22 protein-coding genes and 4 pseudogenes are annotated in these 21,983 nt (G+C 68.2%); 10 read left to right on the plus strand and 16 right to left on the minus strand.

The genetic code is table 11. The features are described from left to right. Nucleotides 1-9: 9 nt before the first annotated feature. A complete protein-coding gene (locus GNX96_RS27665) occupies nucleotides 10-369 on the minus strand; it encodes a MerR family transcriptional regulator (RefSeq protein ID WP_163570539.1) in 360 nt (119 codons plus the stop codon). 159 nt (nucleotides 370-528) lie between these two features. Between GNX96_RS27665 and GNX96_RS27670 the strand changes: the two genes are divergently transcribed. From GNX96_RS27670 to GNX96_RS65010, 5 genes and pseudogenes are all read left to right on the plus strand, one after another. Next, nucleotides 529-1,455 carry an AurF N-oxygenase family protein gene (locus GNX96_RS27670; RefSeq protein WP_452124490.1) on the plus strand — a complete coding sequence of 309 codons (927 nt, stop codon included), beginning with the start codon at nucleotides 529-531 and terminating at the stop codon, nucleotides 1,453-1,455. Nucleotides 1,456-2,275: 820 nt separating this feature from the next. Further along, nucleotides 2,276-3,121 (plus strand): LLM class F420-dependent oxidoreductase, encoded by an 846-nt coding sequence (locus GNX96_RS27675; protein ID WP_163570542.1) that lies wholly within the window; start codon nucleotides 2,276-2,278, stop codon nucleotides 3,119-3,121. 83 nt (nucleotides 3,122-3,204) lie between these two features. Then, nucleotides 3,205-5,001 (plus strand): annotated as a pseudogene (locus tag GNX96_RS27680) (acetyl/propionyl/methylcrotonyl-CoA carboxylase subunit alpha). 231 nt (nucleotides 5,002-5,232) lie between these two features. Then, nucleotides 5,233-5,718 (plus strand): DUF1707 SHOCT-like domain-containing protein, encoded by a 486-nt coding sequence (locus GNX96_RS27685; RefSeq protein ID WP_163570545.1) that lies wholly within the window; start codon nucleotides 5,233-5,235, stop codon nucleotides 5,716-5,718. Nucleotides 5,719-5,790: 72 nt separating this feature from the next. Continuing rightward, entirely contained in the window at nucleotides 5,791-6,309 is a 519-nt protein-coding gene (locus tag GNX96_RS65010; RefSeq protein WP_163570547.1) for a DUF1707 SHOCT-like domain-containing protein, read from the plus strand. Nucleotides 6,310-6,578: 269 nt separating this feature from the next. Here the strand turns inward: GNX96_RS65010 and GNX96_RS65015 are convergent. Together GNX96_RS65015 and GNX96_RS27700 are read right to left on the minus strand one after the other, a co-directional pair. Further along, a pseudogene (locus tag GNX96_RS65015) lies at nucleotides 6,579-7,067 on the minus strand (ParA family protein); the annotation flags it as partial. Further along, complete coding sequence (locus GNX96_RS27700) at nucleotides 7,064-8,596, minus strand: CYTH and CHAD domain-containing protein (RefSeq protein ID WP_279581649.1); 1,533 nt, start codon at nucleotides 8,594-8,596, stop codon at nucleotides 7,064-7,066. The pseudogene GNX96_RS65015 and the gene GNX96_RS27700, both read right to left, overlap by 4 nt. Nucleotides 8,597-8,940: 344 nt before the next feature. On the opposite strand from GNX96_RS27700, the gene GNX96_RS27705 reads away from it, so the two are divergent. Further along, nucleotides 8,941-9,912, plus strand: coding sequence for a hypothetical protein (locus GNX96_RS27705; RefSeq protein ID WP_163570473.1), 972 nt, complete (start codon nucleotides 8,941-8,943; stop codon nucleotides 9,910-9,912). A 59-nt stretch (nucleotides 9,913-9,971) separates the two neighbouring features. Here GNX96_RS27705 and mdh read toward each other — a convergent pair whose 3' ends face one another. From mdh to purH, 3 genes and pseudogenes are all read right to left on the minus strand, one after another. Further along, nucleotides 9,972-10,916: a malate dehydrogenase gene (gene mdh / locus GNX96_RS27710; protein ID WP_163570553.1), complete on the minus strand. Its 945-nt coding sequence runs from the start codon at nucleotides 10,914-10,916 to the stop codon at nucleotides 9,972-9,974. Between the two features lie 217 nt (nucleotides 10,917-11,133). Continuing rightward, a pseudogene (locus GNX96_RS27715) lies at nucleotides 11,134-12,002 on the minus strand (bifunctional methylenetetrahydrofolate dehydrogenase/methenyltetrahydrofolate cyclohydrolase). A gap of 20 nt (nucleotides 12,003-12,022) precedes the next feature. Beyond that, nucleotides 12,023-13,513, minus strand: a pseudogene (gene purH, locus GNX96_RS27720) (bifunctional phosphoribosylaminoimidazolecarboxamide formyltransferase/IMP cyclohydrolase). On the opposite strand from purH, the gene GNX96_RS55685 reads away from it, so the two are divergent. After that, a complete protein-coding gene (locus GNX96_RS55685; RefSeq protein WP_279581673.1) occupies nucleotides 13,419-13,625 on the plus strand; it encodes a hypothetical protein in 207 nt (68 codons plus the stop codon). The pseudogene purH and the gene GNX96_RS55685 sit on opposite strands and share 95 nt — an antisense overlap. On the opposite strand, the gene purN is transcribed toward GNX96_RS55685, so the two are convergent. Beyond that, complete coding sequence (gene purN / locus GNX96_RS27725; protein ID WP_279581650.1) at nucleotides 13,597-14,250, minus strand: phosphoribosylglycinamide formyltransferase; 654 nt, start codon at nucleotides 14,248-14,250, stop codon at nucleotides 13,597-13,599. The two genes, GNX96_RS55685 and purN, sit on opposite strands and share 29 nt — an antisense overlap. A 285-nt stretch (nucleotides 14,251-14,535) precedes the next feature. On the opposite strand from purN, the gene GNX96_RS27730 reads away from it, so the two are divergent. Continuing rightward, the gene (locus GNX96_RS27730) at nucleotides 14,536-14,820 is read left to right on the plus strand and encodes a hypothetical protein (protein WP_163570556.1); all 285 of its coding nucleotides are present in this window, start codon (nucleotides 14,536-14,538) and stop codon (nucleotides 14,818-14,820) included. Between the two features lie 615 nt (nucleotides 14,821-15,435). Here GNX96_RS27730 and GNX96_RS27735 read toward each other — a convergent pair. The 5 genes from GNX96_RS27735 to GNX96_RS55690 form a co-directional block, all read right to left on the minus strand. Next, nucleotides 15,436-15,744, minus strand: coding sequence for a hypothetical protein (locus tag GNX96_RS27735; RefSeq protein WP_279581651.1), 309 nt, complete (start codon nucleotides 15,742-15,744; stop codon nucleotides 15,436-15,438). Nucleotides 15,745-15,971: 227 nt separating this feature from the next. Beyond that, nucleotides 15,972-16,127 carry a hypothetical protein gene (locus tag GNX96_RS27740; RefSeq protein ID WP_163570562.1) on the minus strand — a complete coding sequence of 52 codons (156 nt, stop codon included), beginning with the start codon at nucleotides 16,125-16,127 and terminating at the stop codon, nucleotides 15,972-15,974. 111 nt (nucleotides 16,128-16,238) lie between these two features. Then, nucleotides 16,239-16,466 carry a hypothetical protein gene (locus GNX96_RS27745; RefSeq protein ID WP_163570565.1) on the minus strand — a complete coding sequence of 76 codons (228 nt, stop codon included), beginning with the start codon at nucleotides 16,464-16,466 and terminating at the stop codon, nucleotides 16,239-16,241. Beyond that, entirely contained in the window at nucleotides 16,447-16,629 is a 183-nt protein-coding gene (locus tag GNX96_RS27750) for a hypothetical protein (protein ID WP_163570567.1), read from the minus strand. The genes GNX96_RS27745 and GNX96_RS27750 overlap by 20 nt, the downstream gene beginning before the upstream one ends. A gap of 275 nt (nucleotides 16,630-16,904) precedes the next feature. Continuing rightward, the gene (locus tag GNX96_RS55690; protein WP_279581652.1) at nucleotides 16,905-17,075 is read right to left on the minus strand and encodes a hypothetical protein; all 171 of its coding nucleotides are present in this window, start codon (nucleotides 17,073-17,075) and stop codon (nucleotides 16,905-16,907) included. 22 nt (nucleotides 17,076-17,097) lie between these two features. Here GNX96_RS55690 and GNX96_RS27755 point away from each other — a divergent pair, with 22 nt between their 5' ends. Both GNX96_RS27755 and GNX96_RS55695 read left to right on the plus strand, forming a co-directional pair. Continuing rightward, the gene (locus GNX96_RS27755) at nucleotides 17,098-17,478 is read left to right on the plus strand and encodes a hypothetical protein (RefSeq protein ID WP_279581653.1); all 381 of its coding nucleotides are present in this window, start codon (nucleotides 17,098-17,100) and stop codon (nucleotides 17,476-17,478) included. Between the two features lie 127 nt (nucleotides 17,479-17,605). After that, the gene (locus GNX96_RS55695) at nucleotides 17,606-18,061 is read left to right on the plus strand and encodes a hypothetical protein (RefSeq protein ID WP_279581654.1); all 456 of its coding nucleotides are present in this window, start codon (nucleotides 17,606-17,608) and stop codon (nucleotides 18,059-18,061) included. 78 nt (nucleotides 18,062-18,139) lie between these two features. Here GNX96_RS55695 and GNX96_RS27765 read toward each other — a convergent pair whose 3' ends face one another. From GNX96_RS27765 to sucC, 4 genes are all read right to left on the minus strand, one after another. Then, nucleotides 18,140-18,943, minus strand: a complete 804-nt coding sequence (locus GNX96_RS27765) for a cell division protein PerM (RefSeq protein ID WP_163570573.1) — start codon at nucleotides 18,941-18,943, stop codon at nucleotides 18,140-18,142. Beyond that, complete coding sequence (locus GNX96_RS27770; protein WP_163570574.1) at nucleotides 18,934-19,611, minus strand: cell division protein PerM; 678 nt, start codon at nucleotides 19,609-19,611, stop codon at nucleotides 18,934-18,936. Before GNX96_RS27770 ends, GNX96_RS27765 begins: the two co-directional genes overlap by 10 nt. Nucleotides 19,612-19,793: 182 nt before the next feature. Then, entirely contained in the window at nucleotides 19,794-20,675 is an 882-nt protein-coding gene (gene sucD, locus GNX96_RS27775) for a succinate--CoA ligase subunit alpha (RefSeq protein ID WP_163570576.1), read from the minus strand. A 3-nt stretch (nucleotides 20,676-20,678) separates the two neighbouring features. Further along, complete coding sequence (gene sucC, locus GNX96_RS27780) at nucleotides 20,679-21,848, minus strand: ADP-forming succinate--CoA ligase subunit beta (RefSeq protein WP_163570579.1); 1,170 nt, start codon at nucleotides 21,846-21,848, stop codon at nucleotides 20,679-20,681. Nucleotides 21,849-21,983 lie beyond the last annotated feature (135 nt).

Consider the following 21,983-nt stretch of genomic DNA (forward strand, 5'->3'; position numbering starts at 1 on the left):
CAACTGAACTCAGAGTGTTACATGTGTTTCGGTGGTTCGGATGGCTCGTACGAGCGTCTCGCGAGCCACCGCCAGCTCGTCGGCCCGCTGGTCCAGCTGCTCAAGCTGGCTGCGCATCCGGTCGAGTACACCTGGGCACGCGGCCAGCGATCCGTCCTCGCGGGCACACGGGATGATGTGCCGGATCACCCGAGTCGGCAGGCCGGCCGCGAGCAACGACCGGATCTGCCCGACCACGCGCTCAGCATCGTCGGCGTAGTCGCGATAGCCGTTGGCGAGCCGATCCGAGGACAGCAGCCCCACCCGCTCGTAATAGCGCAACAAACGCTCACTGGTGTTCGTACGCCGAGCCAGCTCACCGATCAGCACCTGATGCTCCCCCCGTTCGCTTGACCTTCCCACCAGGTCAAGGCGCGACGGTGGTGCCGCATTCCACGAGCGCGACACGTCGTACGCGCGCGGAACATTCGCGCAGCTCAGCGGCTTTACATATTGACGAAGTTTGTTACATGCGTTTCACTGGTGAGTATGACGAAGGTCGCAGATCGGGAAAACCACCGCCCAACGGCTGCTGACCGGTTCGGTCCGCCGCTCGTACGACCCGGACATCGACATCGACTGGGACGCACCGCTGGTCGAGGGCAAGTATTTCGCGCCACCAGCGACGCTCACGCTCTACGCGACGCCGCTCTGGGACCGGTTGACCGAAGAGCAACGCATCGAGCTTTCCCGCCAACAGACCGTCAACGCGGTCAGTGTGGCATCTGGTTCGAGAACATCCTCAACCAGTTGCTGCTGCGGATGACGTACGAACAGGATCCGACCAAGCGGCACGTGCACTACGCGCTGACCGAGTTGGCCGACGAGTGCCGGCACATGACGATGTTCGGGCGGCTCATTGAGGCGCTCGGCGAGCGACCGTACAAACAGGGTTTCGTGCTGCACAACCTCGGGCGCGTCCTGCCGCTGGTCCTGCGCGGGCCGTCGGTGTGGGTGGCAGCGCTGATCGGCGAGGAGATCTTCGACTCGATCCAGCGCGCCACCATGCACGACGAACGGTTGCAGCCGCTCGTACGCCAGGTGATGAGCATCCACGTGATCGAGGAGGCCCGGCACATCAGGTACGCGCGCGAAGACACCGTCCGGCGGCTGGAGCGCTCGCCTTGGTGGGTTCGTGAGCTGTCTCGCCTGGTCGTGGGCGCCGGCGCGCTCCTGCTGCAGACCGTGCTGGCGCGGCCGGAGATGTACAAGCGGGCTGGTCTGGACGTACGCGAGGCCCGCAAGGCCGCCCGCACCAACGCGCATGCCCGGCAGTTCCGGGCCGAGGGTTTCGAGCGTTTGCGGAGTTTTCTCGCCGAGCAGGGCCTGATCGGCGGCCCGACGCGGGTCTTCTGGCACCTCGCGCACGTACACCCCGACGGCACCGAAGTACGGCTCCTGGGGCCGTCCACCTAGACAGTGGCGCGGCCGCACCTGGGCTCCTACGGTGGTTTTATGGATGCTGGTGGGTGGGCACGCGGTCGACGCGATTTCCGGGCGTACGCTCGAATCCTTGAATCCGTACATCGGCGTGCCCTGGTCCGTCGCGCCGGACCCGAGGCCGTCAACTCGGCGAGTGCTCAAGAATCACTTGAGTCACAGGGATAACTGGCGGGTTCGAATAGCGAGACGCCAATCCCGAAATGTGGGACGAAGTCCGGTCGGCCGCACTCCGTGGTGACCAATGGGACCCCTGAGGTCAACTTTCACCGCCAGTAACCGGATTCTGCGAATACCGCCGCCACCTATGTCCGATTGTAACGATGTTGCCCAACCTGGCGCCCCAAAATCGGCAACAACGTCACGATCGGACATACCCCCACCCAGTACCCGGCCACCCACAGTCAAAGCCGCACCCCACCCGTCGACCCCGTTCTTCCTTGAGGCTCCGCCCGAAGGGCACCCCACCCACCCACTGCACAATCGGAATCCGATTGCGCAGCTCTACACAGGGTGCGGCGCGAAACTGTCGTACCCCTCCGGCAGATTTGCCCCCACCCAGTGACGGGTGGGGGGCGGGTTCGAGGACCAATGTTCAACTAAAAATTAAAGTCCACCTCTCAACCCACCCCCCGCCCGTTCAAAGGGAGGGGGGAAAGAAAAACAGACACCTACGACAATTTCGCGCCGCATGGCGATCTGGGGCGATCGGTGCGCTGAGGGCAACGGGAACAACCGCGACCGATATGGAGGTTGGCCCGAGGAAGGCATCACACCGAGCTGGAGGTACGAGAAGATGGTTGCTGACCTGGGCCGGATCGGACTGTGGAGGGGAAGCTTCCTGCTGGGCGATGACCCGGCCGCGCTCGCCGAGACCGTGGCCGAGTTGGACGAGTTGGGTTACGGCTCGTTCTGGCTGGGCACCGCGAAGGGTGATTTGGAGCAGTCCGAGGCGATCCTGGACGCGACCAAGAAAATGGTGGTGGCGACCGGGATCGTGAACGTCTGGACCGAGCCGGTCGAGACGGCCGCGGCCGCCTACCACCGGGTGGTCGCGAAGCACCCCGGTCGGCTGTTGCTGGGCATCGGCGCTGGTCACCGCGAGATGACCCAGGTTTACCAGAAGCCATACGACGCGCTGGTGAACTACCTCGACGCACTTGACGCGGCGAAGGTGCCGCTGGAGGACGTGGCGCTGGCCGCGCTCGGGCCGCGGGTCACCAAGCTGGCCGGCGAGCGTACGCGTGGATCGCACCCCTATTTCACCACGCCCGAGCACACCGCCCAGGCCCGCGAGATCCTCGGCACCGGGCCGCTGCTGGCTCCCGAGCAGAAGGTCATCCTGGACACGAACCCGGAGACGGCTCGCGCGCAGGCCCGCCAGACGCTGGGCTTCTATCTGGGCCTCGCAAACTACCGGAACAGCTTCCTGCGGCTCGGTTTCACTGAGGACGAGCTGGCTGACGGCGGCAACGACCGGCTCGTGGACGCCACCATCGCGTGGGGTGACGTGGAGACGGTTGGCCGGCGGATCACGGAGCACCTCGACGCCGGCGCCGACACCGTGGGCATCCAGGTCCTCACCGAAGGCACCGCACTGCCCATCAAGGAGTGGCGTGACCTCGCCGCACTGATCGGCTAAGTCTCTGCTTGTCCCGGGGCAGGGTCACATGGCGCACGGCTGAGCAGGATGTCACACGGATCTGTCGGCTCGGCCGTGCGCACATAGACTCCTGCGGAACGGCGAAGGGAGTCGATGTGCGCAAGGTGCTGATCGCCAACCGCGGCGAGATCGCGGTACGGGTGGCCCGGGCCTGCCGGGACGCCGGGCTGCTGAGTGTCGCGGTGTACGCGGACTCGGACCGCGACGCGATGCACGTCCGGTTGACGGACGAGGCGTACGCGCTGGACGGCGACACCGCGGCGCAGACGTACCTGCGGATCGACAAGCTGCTCGAAGTGGCCGCGAAGGCCGACGCCGACGCCGTTCACCCCGGCTACGGCTTCCTGTCCGAGAACGCCGACTTCGCCGCCGCGGTCATCGACGCCGGGCTGACGTGGATCGGTCCCACTCCGGACGCGATCCGCTCGCTCGGTGACAAGGTCGAGGCGAGGCACATCGCCACCGGCGCCGGCGCGCCGCTGGTGCCCGGCACCAAGGACCCGGTCGCCAACGCGGACGAGGTGATCGCCTTCGCTGAGGAACATGGCCTGCCCATCGCCATCAAGGCCGCTTTCGGCGGTGGCGGCCGCGGGCTGAAAGTGGCTCGTCGAAGGAAGAAATCCCCCCGAGCTGTTCGAGTCCGCGGTACGCGAGGCGGTGGCCGCCTTCGGTCGCGGCGAGTGCTTTGTTGAGCGCTATCTCGACAAGCCGCGGCACGTCGAGGCGCAGGTGCTCGCGGACACCCACGGAAATGTCATCGTGGTCGGCACCCGCGACTGTTCTTTGCAGCGCCGACACCAGAAACTCGTGGAAGAGGCCCCAGCGCCCTTCCTCTCGCAGGGGCAGCGCGCAGAAATCCACACCGCCGCGAAGGCGATCTGCAAGGCGGCCGGCTACCACGGCGCCGGTACGGTGGAATTCCTGGTCGGTGCGGACGGCGCCATCAGCTTCCTGGAAGTGAACACCCGGCTGCAGGTCGAGCACCCGGTCAGCGAAGAGACCACCGGGCTGGACCTGGTGCGAGAGCAGTTTCGCATCGCGGACGGCGAAAAGCTGCGGGTCACCGAGGATCCGGAGCCACGTGGGCACGCTTTCGAGTTCCGCATCAACGGCGAGGACCCGGGCCGCAACTTCCTACCCGCGCCAGGCACCGTGACCAACGTCCACTGGCCGTCAGGCCCAGGCGTAAGGGTCGACAGCGGGATTGAGAGTGCCACCGTGATCGGCGGGAATTTCGATTCCCTGCTGGCAAAGCTCATCGTCGTCGGGGCCGATCGCGAAGAGGCGTTGGCGCGGGCCCGGCGGGCGCTGGCCGAAACGCAGGTCGACGGCATGGCGACCGCGCTGCCTTTCCACCGCGCGATCGTGGCCGACCCGGCCTTCGCGCCGGCTGACCCGGCGCAGCCATTTTCGGTCCATACGAGATGGATCGAGACCGAATTCGACAACCAGATCCCGCCGTACGAAACGGCCGCCGCGACGGACGAAGAGGCAGAGCCGCGACAGACCGTCGTCGTCGAGGTCGGCGGCAAGCGACTGGAGGTCTCGCTGCCGGCGAACCTCGCCGCGGCCGGCGCTGGTACGCCCGAAAAGAAGACCCCCAAGCGCAACAGTCGGCCCGCGGTGGCACCACGGTCAGCGGAAACGCTGTCACAGCACCCATGCAGGGCACCATCGTGAAGGTCGCGGTCAACGACGGCGACCCGGTTTCGGCTGGCGACCTGATCATCGTGCTCGAAGCCATGAAAATGGAAAATCCGGTCACCGCACACAAAGCCGGCACGATCAGCGGGCTGACCGCCGAGCAGGGCGCCGGTGTCAACAGCGGCGCGGTGATCTGCGAGATTCTGGACAGTTAGTCTTTTCCGGTTCCTTTTCATTCTTGTTAATACATTTCTACGACCGCCGCTTGAGGATTCCTTGAGTTCTCCTGAACCTCACCGGATCGTTGAAATATAAAGAACTTTGCGGCCCCGGTCATTTCCCGGCAAATCCCTCCGGAACGACCGGGGAGAATTTCTTTGCAGGTCACGCAAAAAAGTAAAGCACCGTCACCGAAGCTATTCTGGTCGTATGCTCCTTGACAATGAATGAGCCGGAGTACACCACCCTTTCGCATCGGCGACGCCGAGCGCGAAGCGGCTCTTGGTGCGCTCGGCGAGCACCTGGCCGCCGGCCGGCTGACCATGGACGAATATGGCGAGCGCACCACGCGGGCGGCCAGCGCCCAAACGTACGGCGAACTGCTGGCGGTCTTCACCGATCTGCCCGGACCGCAGCCGGCACTCGATTTAGCGGTAGATCTCCGCAAAACCCCCGAAAACGCGCGCCAGCGGCCACTGGGAACCCTGCTGGCCCGCGACCAGCAGCTCGCGCCGCGGATCTTTCACGGCCTCGGCGCGATCGCGATCCTGGTGTGGCTCATCCTGCTGGTCACCGGGCACGGACAGTTCTGGTGGCTGATCTTCGTGCCGGCGATCTTCTACGTCTTCGCCAGCCAGGTCTGGCCATCGGACGCGCGACAGCGCTGTGCGGCGGACCGCGACGACGACGCCCGGCACGGCACCTTCACATAGTCCGAATGGGCCTGGCCCTGACATGACATCTGGCCGAGACGCAGCCCTGGTGGCCGCCGTAGCATGGAGGTCATGACAGCGCCCACTGACCGGGAAAACGTACGCGTCGGCACCACCGAACGCGAGTCGGCAATCGCCGCCCTGGGCGAGCACCTGTCGGCCGGCCGGGTCACCCTCGACGAATACGGCACCCGCAGCGCGGAGGCCACCACGGCGGCCACCCGCGGCGAGCTGATGGCCCTTTTCAGCGACCTGCCCGCGCCGCACCCGCAGCTGGACGACCCAGCTCCAGCCGCGCCGCTGGCGCCGTCGGTGGATCTGGCCAAGCGAGCCGAAAACCTGCCGGTCACGACAAGGCGCGGCAACGGCGACCTCGCGAAGCGAGTGTTCCTCGGGGTGATGGGGGTCAGCTGGCTGATCTGGATCCCCGCGGTGGCCCTTTCGCACGGCTGGGCGTGGTGGCTGATCTTCGTGCCCATCGGCATCTCGTCCTTCGCCAAGAAGGTCTGGGGCTGGGACGACGACGACGACGACCGCGATCGCGACCAGCGCCGCCGCCGCGAGCTTCGCTCCCGCCGCCACGGCTGGTGATGACTCGGGCCTGTCAGAGCAGCGCGACGAGCTCTTTCCACAGTTGCTCGTACGCGCGAGTGCCCGGGCTGCGCGGGGCGAAAGTGGGCAGCGGGGGCCCGGTGGACAGCCATCTGCTCGACCGCGGACAGCGCCGGAATGCCGGTCGCGCTCACGTCCGGACGCTCGGACGGGAGCGTCGCGACGATCTCCCGATGCAGCGACTTTCGCCGGTCCACCATCGAAAAGAAGCCGTGCACGCGGGGCTTGCGGCCGACGAAGGTGTCCACGAAACCGACCAGCTGGTCGTACGTCCGCACCGCCAGCACCGTCGGGATGATCGGCACCAGCACCACATCGGCTGCGTGCAACACGTTTTCCGACACCAGCGACAGGCTGGGCGGAGTGTCCAGGAAGACCAGGTCGTACTCACCGGACAACTCGGCCAACAGCCGCTGCAGCACCCTGGTCGGTTTCTTCGCCGACTGCGCGAGGTCGATGTCCATGTTGCGGTAGGTGAAGTCGGCCGGCAACACGTCCAGGCAGTCGAAATCGGTGCCCTTCAAGCCATCGGCGAGGTCGCGGGCGCCGGTCACCAGCCGGGCGCTGCCGCCCTTGACCCGCGGCCGGATCCGGAAGAGGAAGGTCGCGGCACCCTGCGGGTCGAGGTCCCAGAGCAGCGTGCGACGGCCTTCCCGGGCGGCCAGATAGGCCAGGTTGACCGCGGCCGAGGTCTTCCCGACGCCGCCTTTCACGTTGTACGACGCGATAATTCTCACGACAGCAGCGCCTTGATCCTGGCCTGCGTACGCGCCCCGAGAAAGGTGGTGAGTCGGTCAGCCAACTGCTGGCGCGCGAATCGTTGCTGCGCGGCGAAACCGGCGGCGAGCTCTCCCATCGCGAGCAGCGTGACCGCCGGCGGCGGGCCGTCGATCTGCATCCGCTCTGCGAATGTGCGCAGCGCCGCCGCCTGCACCTCACCGTCCTGGAACTCGCCGAGGGTGTCCTGGATCTGTTTCAGATCCCTGACAACCTGCTTGGTCACCTCAGATCCCAGCAGTGGCCCGAAAACTTCCAGCGCGTAGCGAAGTTCCTTGGCACGCTTGCGAAGCGCGTGAACGAGGTCGGACGGAGATTCGGGGGTCAGCGCCCGCGCCTTCTTCACCACCTTCTTGAATCCGTCGCCGACCCGCGCCACCGCAAGCTCATCGACCGACGAACCTTGCGCTGGATCTTCCCTTACGGCCTCAAGGCCTGCCCGCCATTCCTTCAGCAGAAGGGAAAACCGCTGGGTTCGCAGGCCGCGAACGAGCTTGCGCCATTCCAACGTCCGCTGGTGCCGCAGGTAACCGCCGAAAGGGGCGAGGTCAGCCGCGTCGCCAGCGACCAGGCCGCCGGCCAGCGTGGGCAGCTCCAGGAGGTAGACGTCCAGATCGCGGGTCGGGGTGGTGAGGTCGCCCAGCCTTTTGAAGCCCGGCTCCCCGCGAGCCACCAGCCGCGCTGGCAGCACATCGCCGGCCAGTTTCACCAGCGACCGGGTCCGCCGGACGGCGACCCGCAGGTCGTGCAGGAACTCCGTGTCAACGTCCGCGACCACGCCGTCGACATTCGCCTCAAGATCGTCGAGAAAACCCAGCAACGCGGTCGCCACCGCCGCGCTGGCTGACATCGCGGCCGTCACCGCCCGCGGTTTTTCCGCTGGTACGACCAAAGCGAGCAGCTCGTCGGAGTCGGTGCATTCCGCCGCCCGAAACCCACCGGCACCATTGGCGGACACCAGCAACCGGGCGGCCGCCGCGGCATCCCGGTGGTAGCCGCGCAGCGGCCGGATCCGCACCCGCGGCGCCAGCACCGCCTGGATCGGCTCGGTGCCGGCGGCCTCCACCCAGTCGAGCCGGGCGACCGTCTTCTCGTCGGTGTTGAGCAGCGCGACCTCGCGGGTCACCCGGCGTGAGCGGGCCACCGGCGCGACCGCGCGAATCCACATCGCCTCGGCCACCCGGTCCCGCACCGCACCGGCCGGCAGCTCGTCGGCCAACGCCGGAAAGTCGGGGACGGCGCCTAACCGGCACTCAGTACGCTCACCCTCGGCGTCGACGACTACCAGCGCACCTGGCCCAGAGGAATGCTCGTACGACAGCGTCAACCCGGCCTTGCGCAACCGAAAGTCGGCAGTGTCCAGGTAGGTGATCGTGGACGTACGACGGGGGCCGACGACGAGTTCGTACGCCTGCGCCAGCGGCTTCAGGACGGCCAGCACGTCCGGCTCGGCGGCGCGCATCGGGTCGGCGCGCGCGTACAGAGTCAACGCGAAAGGCTCGTTCGTCGTCACCGGCATCCATCGGATTTGGTCGCGCATGGGCTAAGACGCGGCCCAGTCTAGTTCACGGAGAGGTCCGACTGAATTCGTCTTTCGTTAACCTTCTGCATGATCGTCGCCTCCGTCGGCAAGATCTGCAGCAGCACCGCCCAACCGGGGTCTGACACAAGGCGTCAGGCGACAGGCAGCCAGGTTGGCGAGGGTGCCGAATTCGACAGTCCAGATGCTCACGGGCAGATGGCTGCACCTTTGCCAACTCATGGCACTCTGTACGCCTGACAGTGACACGGTCGCGACCGTTCACCAGAGCCGGTGCGCTGAGAGGACGACGGTTGACCAACGCACAACAAGTCAAGGACGGCCTCTACCAACCACCTGGCCGCCGCGAACGCAAACGGCTCTTCCTGAAACTGTCGTTCCTGCCGCCGATGCTCGCGCTCTACCTGTTCAGCCCGCAGTACAAGCTCGGCAAGCCGGATCCGGTCATCGAGCGGGCACACCGCTGGCGTACGGTCCTCGCCGTCGCCATCGGGGCCGCCGCCGCACTGCCGTACATCGGCAGGCTCGACGCGGCCAAGATCTCCGAGAACTATCTCGGTGACCTGTTCACCACCGGGATGTTCCTGATCCCGCTGTTCCTGGTCGCGCTCGGGATCCTGGCCTTCTTCTGCGGCCCCCGCTGGCGCGCCGACACCATCAAACAGCTGCTTCGCCCGCTCGGGACCGTCGGGATTTTCACGCTGGTGTACGCAGCCTTCTCGTTGATGATCGTCGCCGGGGCACTGGATGTGAAGAAGGACCGGAACCCGGTGCTTACCCTGGTGATCATCCTGTTCGTGCTCTGGTATCTCATCTTCCTGATCAGCAGCGCTTTCCTGGCCGCACGACACCTCTTCAACGCGATCGACGGCAACCTGCTGCTGCCGCCGCTGTTCACCACCCTCGTCGGCTGGTGGCAGATCGTGCAGCGGTTGATCTTCCGGAGCGAATACAAACCGCTCTGGCTGGACCTGCTGCTGGCCCTTGGCGGAGCGCTGGCGCTGACCGCGCTGTCCCTGTGGGAGGTCATACGGTTAGCCCGCCGGGGCGTGACGCTCGCCAGCGGCCCGTACCCGCCGCCTCCGCCACCACCCCCCCCACCACCACGGCCGCTTCCGCCGAATCCTTATGGCGGCTACCCACCACAGCCCTATCCCCCGCAGCCCTACCCGCCTTATCCACCGCAGCCCTATCCACCGCAGCCATACCCGCCCCAGCCGTATCCGCCGCGTCCCGGTCCGTACCCGCCGCCATACCGCCGATGACGTCCATGGCCCGTTCACTGCATTGAGCGCAGTGAACGGGCCATGGACGACAGTGCGGGTTACAGCTCCTTGAGGCTGGAGGCCTTCGACTTGACGGCTTCGGCGGCGGCCTTCAGGCCGGCCAGCTCGTCGTCGGTGAGCTTGGTCTCGACGACCTTCTTGACGCCGCCGGCGCCGAGCTCGGCCTCGACACCCAGGTAGACATCGGAAATCCCGTACTCACCGGTCAGCCACGCGCAGACCGGGAACACCGCGCCGGCGTCCTCGGCGACGGCCTTCGCCATCCGGGCCGCGGCCGCGGACGGCGCGTAGAACGCCGAACCGGTCTTGAGCAGGTTGTTCACACTCTCGGCGCCACCGTTGCGCGTACGAGTGACGAGCTCGTCGATCTTCTCCGCACTGAGCAGGTCCGCCAGCGGCTTGCCGTCGACCGTGCACTGCGACGGCACCGGCACCATGGTGTCGCCGTGCGAGCCAAGCGTGAGCGTCTTGACGCTGGCGATCTTCACGCCCAGCTCCTCGGCCACGAAGTTCGTGAACCGAGCGGTGTCCAGGATGCCGGCCTGGCCGAACACCCGCTCGCGCGGGAAACCACTCGCCTCGGCGGCCAGTGTGGTCATCTCGTCCAACGGGTTGGAGACGATGATGATGACCGCGTTCGGGCTCTTCTCGGCGATCTTGGTCGTCACGTCGCGGACGATCTTGGCGTTGGTGCCCAGCAGGTCCATCCTGCTCATGCCGGGCTTGCGCGGCAGACCCGCGGTGATGACCACGATGTCGGAGTCTTCGGTGCCGTCGTACGAACCGCCGCCGACGACGCCCACCACCTTGGTCTCGAAGCCCTCGACCGGGCGGGACTGGTTCAGGTCGAGCGCCAAACCCTCCGGCCGGCCCTCGAGAATGTCCGTCAGCACGACGGTGTCGAAGATGTTGAACTCGGCCAGGCGCTGCGCGGTGGTAGCACCGTAGAACCCGGCCCCCACCACAGTGACCTTCTTGCCCACGAGTCGGACTCCCTTTCCCCAGGTCTCAGGCTGTCAGCCCAGGCTATTCCGGACGCCCGTACGGCCCACCGCCGGGTACCACACGACACCCGCCACACCCAGTGCGGCGCAAAACTGTCGTACCCACCTGAAATTTTGAGCCCCCGCCCTTTGAGAGGGGGGGGGGGGGGGGGGGTTTTTCGTTACGTACGTAACGCGCGCGCGAGTAAGCGCGCGCTCAGGCGGAGAAGCGTTCGGCGGCTTCAACGACGTTGGTCAGCAGCATCGCGCGGGTCATCGGGCCGACGCCGCCGGGCATCGGGGCGACGAAGCCGGCCACCTCGTACGCGTCCTTCGTCACACGTCGCCGATCAGCCGCGTCTTGCCGCCCTCGCCGGACGCCCGGGTGGTGCCCACGTCGAGCACAGCCGCGCCGGGCTTGACCATGTCGGCGGTGATCAGGCCGGGGTTGCCGGCGGCAGCCACCACGATGTCCGCCTGCCGGACGTACGACGGCAGGTCGCGGGTGCCGGTGTGGCACAGCGTGACGGTGGCGTTCTCGGATTTGCGGGTCAGCAACAGCCCGAGCGGCCGGCCGACCGTCACGCCACGGCCGACGACCACCACGTGCGCGCCGGCGATCGGTACGTCATAGCGGCGAAGCAGCTCAACGATGCCGCGCGGCGTGCAGGGCAGCGGACCGTCGACGCCCAGCACCAGCCGGCCGAGGTTCGTCGGGTGCAGGCCGTCGGCGTCCTTGTCCGGGTCGACCCGCTCCAGCACCCGGCCGGCATCGACCCCGGACGGCAGCGGCAGCTGCACGATGTAGCCCGTACAAGCCGGGTCCGCGTTCAGCCCGTCCACCGCTTCGAGGATCTCGTCCTCGGTCGCCGAGCCGGGCAGGTCCACCCGGATGCTCGAGATGCCGACCTCGGCGCAGTCGCGGTGCTTGCCCGCCACATACGCCGCCGACCCCGGGTCGTCGCCGACCAGGATGGTGCCGAGCCCAGGAACACGACCGGCGGCGGCCAGCTTGGCCACCCTGCCGGTCAGGTCCACTCGGATCGCCGCAGCGGTCGCCTTGCCGTCCAGAATCGTCGCAGTCACGGAACGAAACCCTAACGTCGTCAGTGGAAGAAGTGCCGCGTCCCGGTCAGGTAGAGCGAGACGCCGGCTTCTTTGGCCGCCTGGATGACGACGTCGTCACGGATCGAGCCGCCGGGCTGCACGACCGCTCGCACGCCGGCCTCCAGCAGCACTTCCAGGCCGTCCGGGAACGGGAAGTACGCGTCGCTCGCGGCTACCGATCCGGCCACCCGGTCGCCGCCGCGGGCCACCGCGAGCTTGGCCGAGTCGACCCGGTTGACCTGCCCCATCCCGACGCCGACGGTCGCGCCGTCATGAGCCAGCAGGATCGCGTTGGACTTGACCGCGCGGATCGCCCGCCAAGCGAACGCCAGGTCCGCCAGCGTCGCCTCGTCGACCGCGTCACCGGCGGCCAACTTCCAGTTCGCCGGGTCGTCGCCGGGGGCGTCCAACCGGTCGGCGGTCTGGGCCAGGATGCCGCCGGAAATCGGCCGCAGCTCTACCGGCTTGGCGTCGCGTTCCGGCGCGATCAGCACGCGCAGGTTCTTTTTCTTTTCCAGCAGGGCCAAAGCACCGTCTTCGTACGCCGGCGCGATCAGCACCTCGGTGAAGATGTCCGCCAGCTGCTCGGCCATCGCCGCGGACACCGGCCGGTTGCTGGCGACCACCCCGCCGTACGCGGAAACCGGGTCGCAGGCGTGCGCTTTTCGGTGCGCCTCAGCGATATCCGCGCCAACCGCGATCCCACAGGGGTTGGCATGCTTGATAATCGCGACGCACGGGTCTTCGAAGTCGTACGCGGTGCGATAGGCGGCATCACCGTCGACATAGTTGTTGTAGGACATTTCCTTGCCCTGCAACTGTTCCGCCTGCGCGATGCCGGCCGGCGAGTCGTGCTCGACGTAGAGCGCGGCGGCCTGGTGCGGGTTTTCGCCGTACCGCAGCACCCGCGGCCCGCTCGCCGGTCACTCCGGTGAAAGCCGGCCAGGAGTTCGCGCCAGGCGCGGTTTCCTCGTCGACCTCCTCGCCGGCGAGCCAGCTGGCGACCGCCACGTCGTACGACGCGGTGTGCGAGAAAGCCTTACGCGCCAACAGTTTCCGGGTCGCGAGGTCAAAACCGCCGGCCCGGGTCGCGGCGAGCACCGTGTCGTACGAGGCCGGGTCGACGACCACCGCGACGCTGGCGTGGTTTTTCGCCGCCGAGCGCACCATCGCGGGGCCGCCGATGTCGATTTGCTCAACCACGTCGTCGCCGGACGCGCCGGAGGCGACCTTTCCCGGAACGGGTAGAGATTCACCACCACCAGATCGAAAGGCGCGATGTCCAAATCGGACAGTTGCTTACGGTGGTCTTCTCGTCGCCGGTCGGCCAGAATGCCCGCGTGTACGGCCGGGTGCAGCGTTTTCACCCGTCCGTCCAGACATTCTGGGAAACCGGTGACATCACTGATCGGTGTCACCGCGATGCCGGCTTCGGTGATCCGGCCGGCGGTCGATCCGGTCGAGACGATCTGCACGCCCGACTCCGCCAGCCCGCGCGCCAGCTCCACCAGCCCGGTCTTGTCGTACACGCTGATCAGCGCGCGCCGGATCGGCACCTGCTGCCCGCCCGCAATCATGGAATCGTTGCCTTTCTTCCGGTAACCGTCCACCCGTACCGCACCAACCGGCCGACCGTTTCGACCAGCATCTCCCGCTCGGCGACCTTGATCCGCTCATGCAGGGCATCGGTGTCGTCATCGTCCAGCACCGGAACCGCCCGCTGCGCGAGAATCGGCCCGGTGTCCACTCCGGCGTCCACCACGAACAGCGTGCAACCGGTGATTTTCACACCGTATTCAAGAGCGTCCCGGGCACCGTGGATGCCAGGAAAAGCCGGCAACAGCGCCGGATGTGTGTTGATGAAACGCCCGCCGAACTCGGCCAGGAATCCGTCCCCGACCAGTTTCATGAAACCGGCCGAGACCACCAGATCGGGGTCGTACCCGGCGACCACCTTGGCCAACTCCGAGTCCCACTCCGGCCGCGAACCGTAGTCGGCCAGCTGGTGGACAAAAGTCGGCACCCCAGCACGCTCAGCGCGCTGCAGGGCGACGATGCCTTCGCGGTCGGCACCGACAGCGACGACCTGAGCGCCGTACGCCGGATCCCCGCAAGCGTCCAACAGAGCCTGCAGGGTGGTGCCCGAGCCGGACACGAGAACTACCAATCGGGCGGTCAGGGCTGCCCTCCATATGCCGAAACGCGCGAGGTCCAGACTACCGGCCACCGCCGGGGCGGCTCGGCCCGGGCCACTCGTGCCCAACCAGCGGCGCCGGATCCGGGCCGCCAGCCGGCGGCAACCTCAGACTAACGACCGATCTGCTGGCTCGACCGTCCAGCCGCGGTTGCCTATCGAAGCGGCAGAAGACCCGTTTCAGGTCTCAAAGCGCTTGATTCGCCGTCCCCACCAGCCGACGATTGCCGACACCACCGAGTCGTCCGTTGCTGCCGTTTTTTTCTTTTCATGACGCCAAGACGTCGACCCGGTTGGTTCATCCGAAGTTACCTTGGTTTGGGAAAGCAGGAGAATGTGAGCGCTCAGCCAGTACAGCGAAGCAATGCGCAGACCTTAAGCATCATCGCCATTGTTATTTCCGTTTTGTGTTTTCTCGCCGGGCCGATTGTGGGGATTATCCTGTCCCTGAAGGCCCGGAAGAAGGCGGCCGCTTTCGGCGAGCCGGCCAGGCTCCCGCAGATCGCACTGATCGTCTCGGTTGTCTTCGTCGCACTGCATGTGATCGGCATCATCTTCAGCGTGATCAGCAGCCTGCTCGCCGTCCAAGGCGTAGGACACTAGCGTCCTGCCGCTGCGGCGGCAGCAGCGAAGCCGCGAGCCGGATGCAGTAGCGTCCGGCTCGCGGCTTTTGCATGCGTGGACGCGTCGAAGGGACCTCAGAGAGCATGACCGATCCGAACTCGCCGACACCGGATTCACCCCGGTCCGAGCAGTCGGTACCCCCGGCCACGCCGCCGTCCTCGTCCGCACCAACCTCCGACCAGCCGACCACCGTGCCACCGGCCGCTGCCACTCCCGCTCCGGCAGCTTCCGCGGATCTGGATCTGGAGACCGTTGTTCCGGCTGGTACGCCCGAAGCCGAGACCGCGGCCGTACCAGTGCCATCGACCACGGCGACCAACGAGACCGCCGGTGCGCCGCAGGACACGGCAGCCAAGAGCGCGGAGCGGCCTTCTCCGCCAACTGCCAGCAGCCCGCCCCCGGCCGCGCGCCCCCACAACCGGCAAGCGCCGAGACCGTACAGATTTCGCGGCCCCCCCACCGCCCCCACCTGCGTCCCAGACCCCACCCCACGGCTCCGGCTCCGGCTCCGGCTCCGGCTCCGGCTCCGGCTCCGGCTCGACCGGACCAGACGGCATCGGCCGGGGGAACCGCACCGCCAGCCACACCGGCCTCTTACAACGACCCGACCGAACAGATCACGCTGCCCGTCGCCAACGCCGACGGCACGTACAACGGCCCGACCGAGCAGATCACGTTGCCGGTCGCCAACGCCGACGGCACGTACGACGATCCGACCGAGCTGATCGCACTGCCGGACGTCCCTGTCGCCGACCTGCCAACGGCCGACGCTGGGACCGCTACGCCGGGCGACAAAACCACCAGCGCCGCCGAGCCACCCACAGCGCCGCCAGCACCAGCGCCCAAGCCCAGCTCGCCACCCCCGCCGGTGGCAGCGCCCATCCCGGCACGTACGCCCGCCACCCCGCCGGCCCGGCCCGGCCGCGTCCCAGGCCCACTCCCACCCCGCCGCCACCAGCCGAAACACCGGTACCGCAGGCTGATCCCGCGGCTCCGCCGAGCCCACCGGCCAGCACTGCGCCGCAGCCCGACCCCACGCGACCGCCGGGCCCCTCACAGGGCGGTCCGGCGCCACAACCGACTCCACCGGCGGCCGCACCGCCAACCGCCCCTGCGCAGTCCGCTCCAGGTCAGACGCCGGCCGCAGCGCAGCCCAGCGCTCCAGCGCAGCCCGGCTCGACCGAGACACCGGACGCATCGCCACCCCCACCCCCGCCGACCACGCCACCGCAGAGCCCGACGCCGGCACCAGCGCCGCAGAGCCCTGCCCCAAGGCTGCCCAGCACGCCCGTCCAGCCGAGTGCGGCCGAAGCGACGGCACCCTCAGCGCCGGCGCCAGCTGAGAACGCGCCGGATGCAGCAGGTCCGCCATCGTGGCAAGCTCCGGCGCCGGCCGCTCAGCTGCCGTCCTCGCAGCCAACGCCGGAGCAGCCCCAGCCGGTGCCCGGAACAGCGCCGCCGCCCACCGCGGCAACACCATCGCAGCAGTCGGGGGCGACACAGCAGCCTTCGTCCACCCCGGCAGCACCGCAGGGCCAGCCAGCGGCAGCGGCGCAGCCGTCGCCGTCCGCGCCACCCCAGGCGACACCACCGCCGGACGAGCCATCACGAACCCCACCGGCCACCCCATCGCCTGGTCGATCGGCACAGCCGCCGGCGGTCGGACCGCCCGAGGGCCAACAACCGCAGGCAGCTCCACCGCCCCCAGCGCCGGGACAGCAGCCGGCGGCCCCAGCGCCAGGGCAGCAGCCGCCGGAGATACCAGCCGTACCCTCCCAGGGCCCTCAACCGGCGCCGCCGCAGGTCACCCAGCCGGGGAGTGTTCCGCCGGCGCAACCGACGACCGCACTGCCGGCTCGCCCGGGTACGTCGGCCGCACCACCAGTCGCGCCGGTGCGACCGCCCCCTCCACCTCCGCCGGTATCAGCGCCTCCGGCGCCCGGTCGACCGGTCTCCGGACTACCGGTGTCTGGACTTCCGGTGTCTGGCCAGCCAGTGTCTGGACTTCCGGTCTCTGGCCAGCCAGTCTCTGGTCGCCCCGGCACTGTTTATCCAGTATCTGGCTACCCGGTATCCGGGCCGCCAGTCTCCGGAATTCCCACCTCCGCCCAGCCGGTGTCCGGGCACCCGGTGTCCGGACAACCGGTGTCGGGGCGTCCCGCGTACGGGCATCCGGCGTCCGGGTCCGCGACCGTACGCACGGCGCCGGCCTGGCCGGCCACACCGCCGTTCACGCAGCCGGCCCAGCCGCGGCCGGTGGCCGTACCAACCGCGGCCGGTTCGGCCGGGCTGGGCATCCTCGCGCTGCTCCTTGGGATCGCCGGCCTGTTGCTCAGCTGCTTCTTCAGCGGCTTCTACCTCGGCATCCCGGCCCTCATCGTGGGAGTCATCGGCGTACGGCTGGTGGCCGACGGCGCGCGCGCGCGGCCGCGGGATGGCGTTGACCGGGGTCATTCTCGGCGCCTGCGCGGTGCTGGTCAGCACTGGTGCGCTGATCGCGGCAATCGCCCTTTGGAACAGCCCAATGGGCAAATGCGCGCTCAACGCCGGCGACAACTCGCGGAAAGTGCATCAATGCGTGAGTCAGAACAGGTGATTCTGGCGGGGTGCGGTTACGCTGTGTCCTCGCTGGTGTAGCCGCATGCGACAGGCCCAGCCCGTCGCGACAGGCCGTCATAGACAACCTGTACGCTGCGCAGCGGTAAAGCGATAACTGACGGTCGATCGGCAAGGTCACCGTCTAGACCGCCAAGGAGTTCTCGAAATGGCATACGGCCAGGGCCAGGATCCATACGGCCAGCAGCCAGGCGGCTACGGCCAACAGCCGCAACAGCCGGGTGGCTACGGCCAACCGCCGCAGTCAGGTGGCGGTGGCTATGGCGGCCAGCCCCCCTACTCCGGTGGTGGCGGCTACGGCGGTGGCGGCGGGGGTCTTCCGAACGGCCCGACCGGCGAGGTCAGCGTCGGCCAGCTCGTGCTGTCGTTCATTCTCTGCTGGCCGTTCTTCATCGCGGTGATCATCGCCAACAACCGGGGCAAGGACCTGCTCTCGCGCGGTGACTCCGCCGGCGCCTCGGTCGAGTTCGCGAGCGCGCACAAGTGGAAGAAGATCGGCTACATCGTGGGTGGCTGTCTCTGGGGTCTCAGCTGCATCTGCACGATCATCAGCGTCATTATCCAGATCACCGCGCTGAGCGCTATCCCGACCAGCGGTTACTAAATCTCAAGAGACTTCCAAGCCTCAAGCCAAAGGCGCCGCCGGAGACCGCGAGGTCCGGCGGCGCCTTTTGCTGTTCCGTCAGGCCTGCGGAATCTCGGTGTCCGCGGTGGGCTCGACACCCTCGGGGTGCTCAACCATCGCGGCCTCGACAACCGTGGGCTCAAGCTGCGTCGACTGAGCGAGCGTGGGCTCGGCCGGCTCTTCGGCTTCGACCGACTGGATGGGCTCGGTGGGCTGGACCGGCTGGACCGGTTCGGTGGGCTGCTCCGCGGAGTCCGCTGAATCAACCGGGTCAGCTTCGGGTTTCTCGCTGCGGGAGCCTGCCCACCGGCGCAGCGCCCAGTCGCGCGCGTACTCAAAGCCGACCAACCCGACCGCGCCGAGCGCAACCTCCAGCCCACCAATGACACCGACGTGCCACCCGGACGGCCCGACTTCGGCCAACCGGGCCGACCCGAGCGGGCCACCGGCCGCCAGCGCCGCCGCTGCGAGCAAAACGCCAGCCACCAGACCGGTCAGCGCGGCTGACGCGAACCGCGGCACCGTCGCGGCACCCGGATGGGATCGGCGGACCATCAATGCGGCACCGACACCGGCCGCCACCGGCAGGGCCAGCAGCGCGTACGCCGGCCATGGCGCCGCTGCCGCCGGGATGCCACCGAGCAGCGGTACGGCCGGCAGCGGACCCAGCGCGACACCGGACAGACCGACGTGGGTGCCCGCGCCCACCGCAAACCCGGGTCCGAGCACGTACGACGCGCCCCAGATCGCCACCGTCGTACGTACGTACAAAACGCAGACTACCCAGAGACCGATCACGCCGATCGGCCCGTCGTCCAGGCCAGCCATCAGCGTGACCGTACGCTGCCAGTTCAGCACCATCCCCGGCGGCCGCGACGACCGCTCCGGCGCCGAGCACCGCGACCGCGGCGGCGGTGCCGGCCCCGGACCACCGAGAGCATCGGCGCCGGGAATCTGCGGAGCAGGTCGCGGCGGATGTCCGGCACCCGCAGCACGCCGATCGCGCTGCCCAGCAGGCCCAGCGCCGCCACCGCGCTGACCGCCGGCAACACCGGCACCTGCGCCGGGCTGCCGAGCACCGCCACCGCGGCGACCGCGCCGACCACCGTGTAGCAACTGGCCACCGCCGCGACGACCTGAGCGCCCATCGCGAGCCCGTTGGCGCCGACCGCGGGGCGCGCGTTGGCGCCGGCCCGGACCACCTGCCAGCCGGCCATCCCGGTCACCAGCAGCGGGGCGAGGCCTACCAACACGCCGCCGACCTGCAATGTCGCGCCGTGCGCGAGCAGCCACACGCCGATGCCGACCCGGAAGGCGTCGACCGCGCGCGACCCGTTCGAGGAATCCGCCACCCAGACCAGCAGGATCACCGCGACCAACGGGCCCATGCCGGTGAGTACGGCCCATCCGGTCGTACTCACCGCGGCCAGCCACAACGGCACCGGCCGCCGCTCAGGGTCGGGTTTGGGGATCTCGCCGGTCGTACGTGGGCCCGAAGCGGCCGCTCCCGGCTCCAGCAGGTCGGTCACTCGATCCACTCTGACAGCCGTACGCGCCGAAGATCGCCCGGACACGCCGGTCCCTACTACGTACGGGACTGGGCCTGTGGACAAATGCTGCCATCGGAATCCGGCTGCGCAGCCGGTCGCGTACGACAAGCGGCTCCCGGCGACATGGTGGTTCTGTTGCCGGGAGCCGCTGAAAAGCCGAACTACTTGACGCGATCGCGGAGCAGCCGGGCCGTCTCGCTCGGCGTCTTGCCGACGGTCACGCCGGCCGCCTCCAGGGCGTCCTTCTTGGCCTGGGCGGTGCCGGACGAGCCGGACACGATCGCGCCCGCGTGGCCCATCGTCTTGCCTTCGGGAGCGGTGAAACCGGCCACGTAGCCGACGACCGGCTTGGTGATGTGCTCCTTGATGTACGCGGCGGCACGCTCCTCGGCGTCGCCGCCGATCTCGCCGATCATCACGATCGCGGAGGTCTCCGGGTCGTCCTCGAAGGCCTGCAGCGCGTCGATGTGGGTGGTCCCGATGACCGGGTCACCGCCGATGCCCACGGCCGTCGAGAAGCCGATGTCCCGCAGCTCGTACATCATCTGGTACGTCAGGGTGCCCGACTTGGAGACCAACCCGATCGAGCCGGGCCCGGTGATGTCGGCCGGGATGATGCCCGCGTTGGACTTGCCGGGGCTCGCGATGCCGGGACAGTTCGGGCCGATCACCCGGGTCTTGTTGCCGGTCGCGACAGCGTGCGCCCACGCGGTGGCGGAGTCGTGCACCGGGATGCCCTCGGTGATGACCACCGCGAGTCCGATGCCGGCGTCGATGGCCTCCAGCATCGCGCTCTTGGCGAAAGCCGGCGGCACGAAGATCACCGTGGTGTCCGCACCGGTCTCGGCCATCGCGTCGGCGACGGTGCCGAAGACCGGCAGCGAGCTGCCGTCGAAGTCCACCTTCTGGCCGGCCTTGCGCGGGTTGACGCCACCGACCACGGTGGTGCCGGCGCGCAGCATCCGCGGGGTGTGCTTCATCCCCTCCGAGCCGGTCATCCCCTGGACGATGACTTTGCTGTTCTCATTCAGGAAAATCGCCATGACCTAGGCTCCCACTGCCGCAAGCTCGGCGGCCTTGGCGGCCGCGTCGTCCATCGTGTCCACCAGCGTCACCAGTGGATGCGCGGCCTCGGTGAGGATCCGGCGCCCTTCCACCACGTTGTTGCCGTCGAGCCGTACGACCAGGGGCTTGGTCGCCTCGGCGCCGAGAATCTTGAGTGCGGCCACGATCCCGTCGGCGACCGCGTCGCAGGCGGTGATGCCGCCGAAAACGTTCACGAAGACGCTGCGTACGTCCGCGTCACCGAGCACCACCGACAGCCCGTTGGCCATCACCTCTGCTGACGCGCCGCCGCCGATGTCCAGGAAGTTCGCCGGCTTGACGCCGTGTTTCTCGCCCGCGTACGCGACCACGTCCAAGGTGGACATCACCAGGCCGGCGCCGTTGCCGATGATCCCGACCTCTCCGTCCAGCTTGACGTAGTTCAGGTTCAGCGCCTTGGCCTTGGCCTCCAGCGGGTCCGCCGACGCGGAGTCTTCCAGCGCCGCGTGGTCGGCCTGCCGGAACTCGGCGTTGTCGTCGAGGGTGACCTTGCCGTCCAGCGCGAGGACCTTGCCGTCCTTTGTCTTGACCAGCGGGTTCACCTCGACCAAGGTGGCGTCCTCGGTGGTGAAGACCTCCCAGAGTTTCACCAGCACATGCGCGATCGGGTCGATCAGCTCGGCGGGGAACTTCGCGGCCTGCGCGATCTCACGTGCCTTCGCCTCGTCGACGCCCTCGATCGCGCTGATCGGGATCCGCGCGAGCGCTTCGGGCTTGGTCGCCGCGACCACCTCGATCTCCACGCCGCCCTCGACGCTGGCCATCGCCAGGAAAGTGCGGTTGGAGCGATCGAGCAGGAACGACACGTAGTATTCCTCGGCGATCTCCGCGCTCTGCGCGATGAGCACCCGGTGCACGGTGTGGCCCTTGATGTCCATCCCGAGGATCTGGCCGGCCTTCTCGGCCGCGTCAGCCGGGTCGCTGGCCAGCTTCACCCCGCCGGCCTTGCCCCGGCCACCGACCTTCACCTGCGCTTTGACGACCACGTGCCCGCCGAACCTCTCGGCGATCTCGCGCGCCTGCTGCTCGGCGGTGTCCGCGACCGCCCCGTCCAGCACCGGGACGCCATGCTTGGCGAACAGGTCCCGCGCCTGGTATTCGTACAGATCCACTGCCGTACCGCCTCGTCTTCTCGCCGGTGACAGGCCCGTACAAGTGGGGTGTACGGACTGTTCCGGAGACTATCGACCCGGCGTGACCTGCTCGACACGTGACCACCCTCGTGTGGCCGATCGCACTCAGCCACA

Source organism: Fodinicola feengrottensis, assembly GCF_010993775.1.
Taxonomy (GTDB): Bacteria; Actinomycetota; Actinomycetes; order Mycobacteriales; family HKI-0501; genus Fodinicola; species Fodinicola feengrottensis.

What these genes read in the sequence shown, in the direction of transcription:
- GNX96_RS27670 (WP_452124490.1), top strand. Translation starts at nt 529, where the DNA reads ATGACGAAGGTCGCAGATCGGGAAAACCACCGCCCAACGGCTGCTGAC.
- GNX96_RS27675 (WP_163570542.1), top strand. Translation starts at nt 2,276, where the DNA reads ATGGTTGCTGACCTGGGCCGGATCGGACTGTGGAGGGGAAGCTTCCTG.
- GNX96_RS27685 (WP_163570545.1), top strand. Translation starts at nt 5,233, where the DNA reads ATGAGCCGGAGTACACCACCCTTTCGCATCGGCGACGCCGAGCGCGAA.
- GNX96_RS65010 (WP_163570547.1), top strand. Translation starts at nt 5,791, where the DNA reads ATGACAGCGCCCACTGACCGGGAAAACGTACGCGTCGGCACCACCGAA.
- GNX96_RS55695 (WP_279581654.1), top strand. Translation starts at nt 17,606, where the DNA reads ATGGCATACGGCCAGGGCCAGGATCCATACGGCCAGCAGCCAGGCGGC.
- GNX96_RS27765 (WP_163570573.1), bottom strand. Translation starts at nt 18,943, where the DNA reads ATGGTGCTGAACTGGCAGCGTACGGTCACGCTGATGGCTGGCCTGGAC.
- sucD (WP_163570576.1), bottom strand. Translation starts at nt 20,675, where the DNA reads ATGGCGATTTTCCTGAATGAGAACAGCAAAGTCATCGTCCAGGGGATG.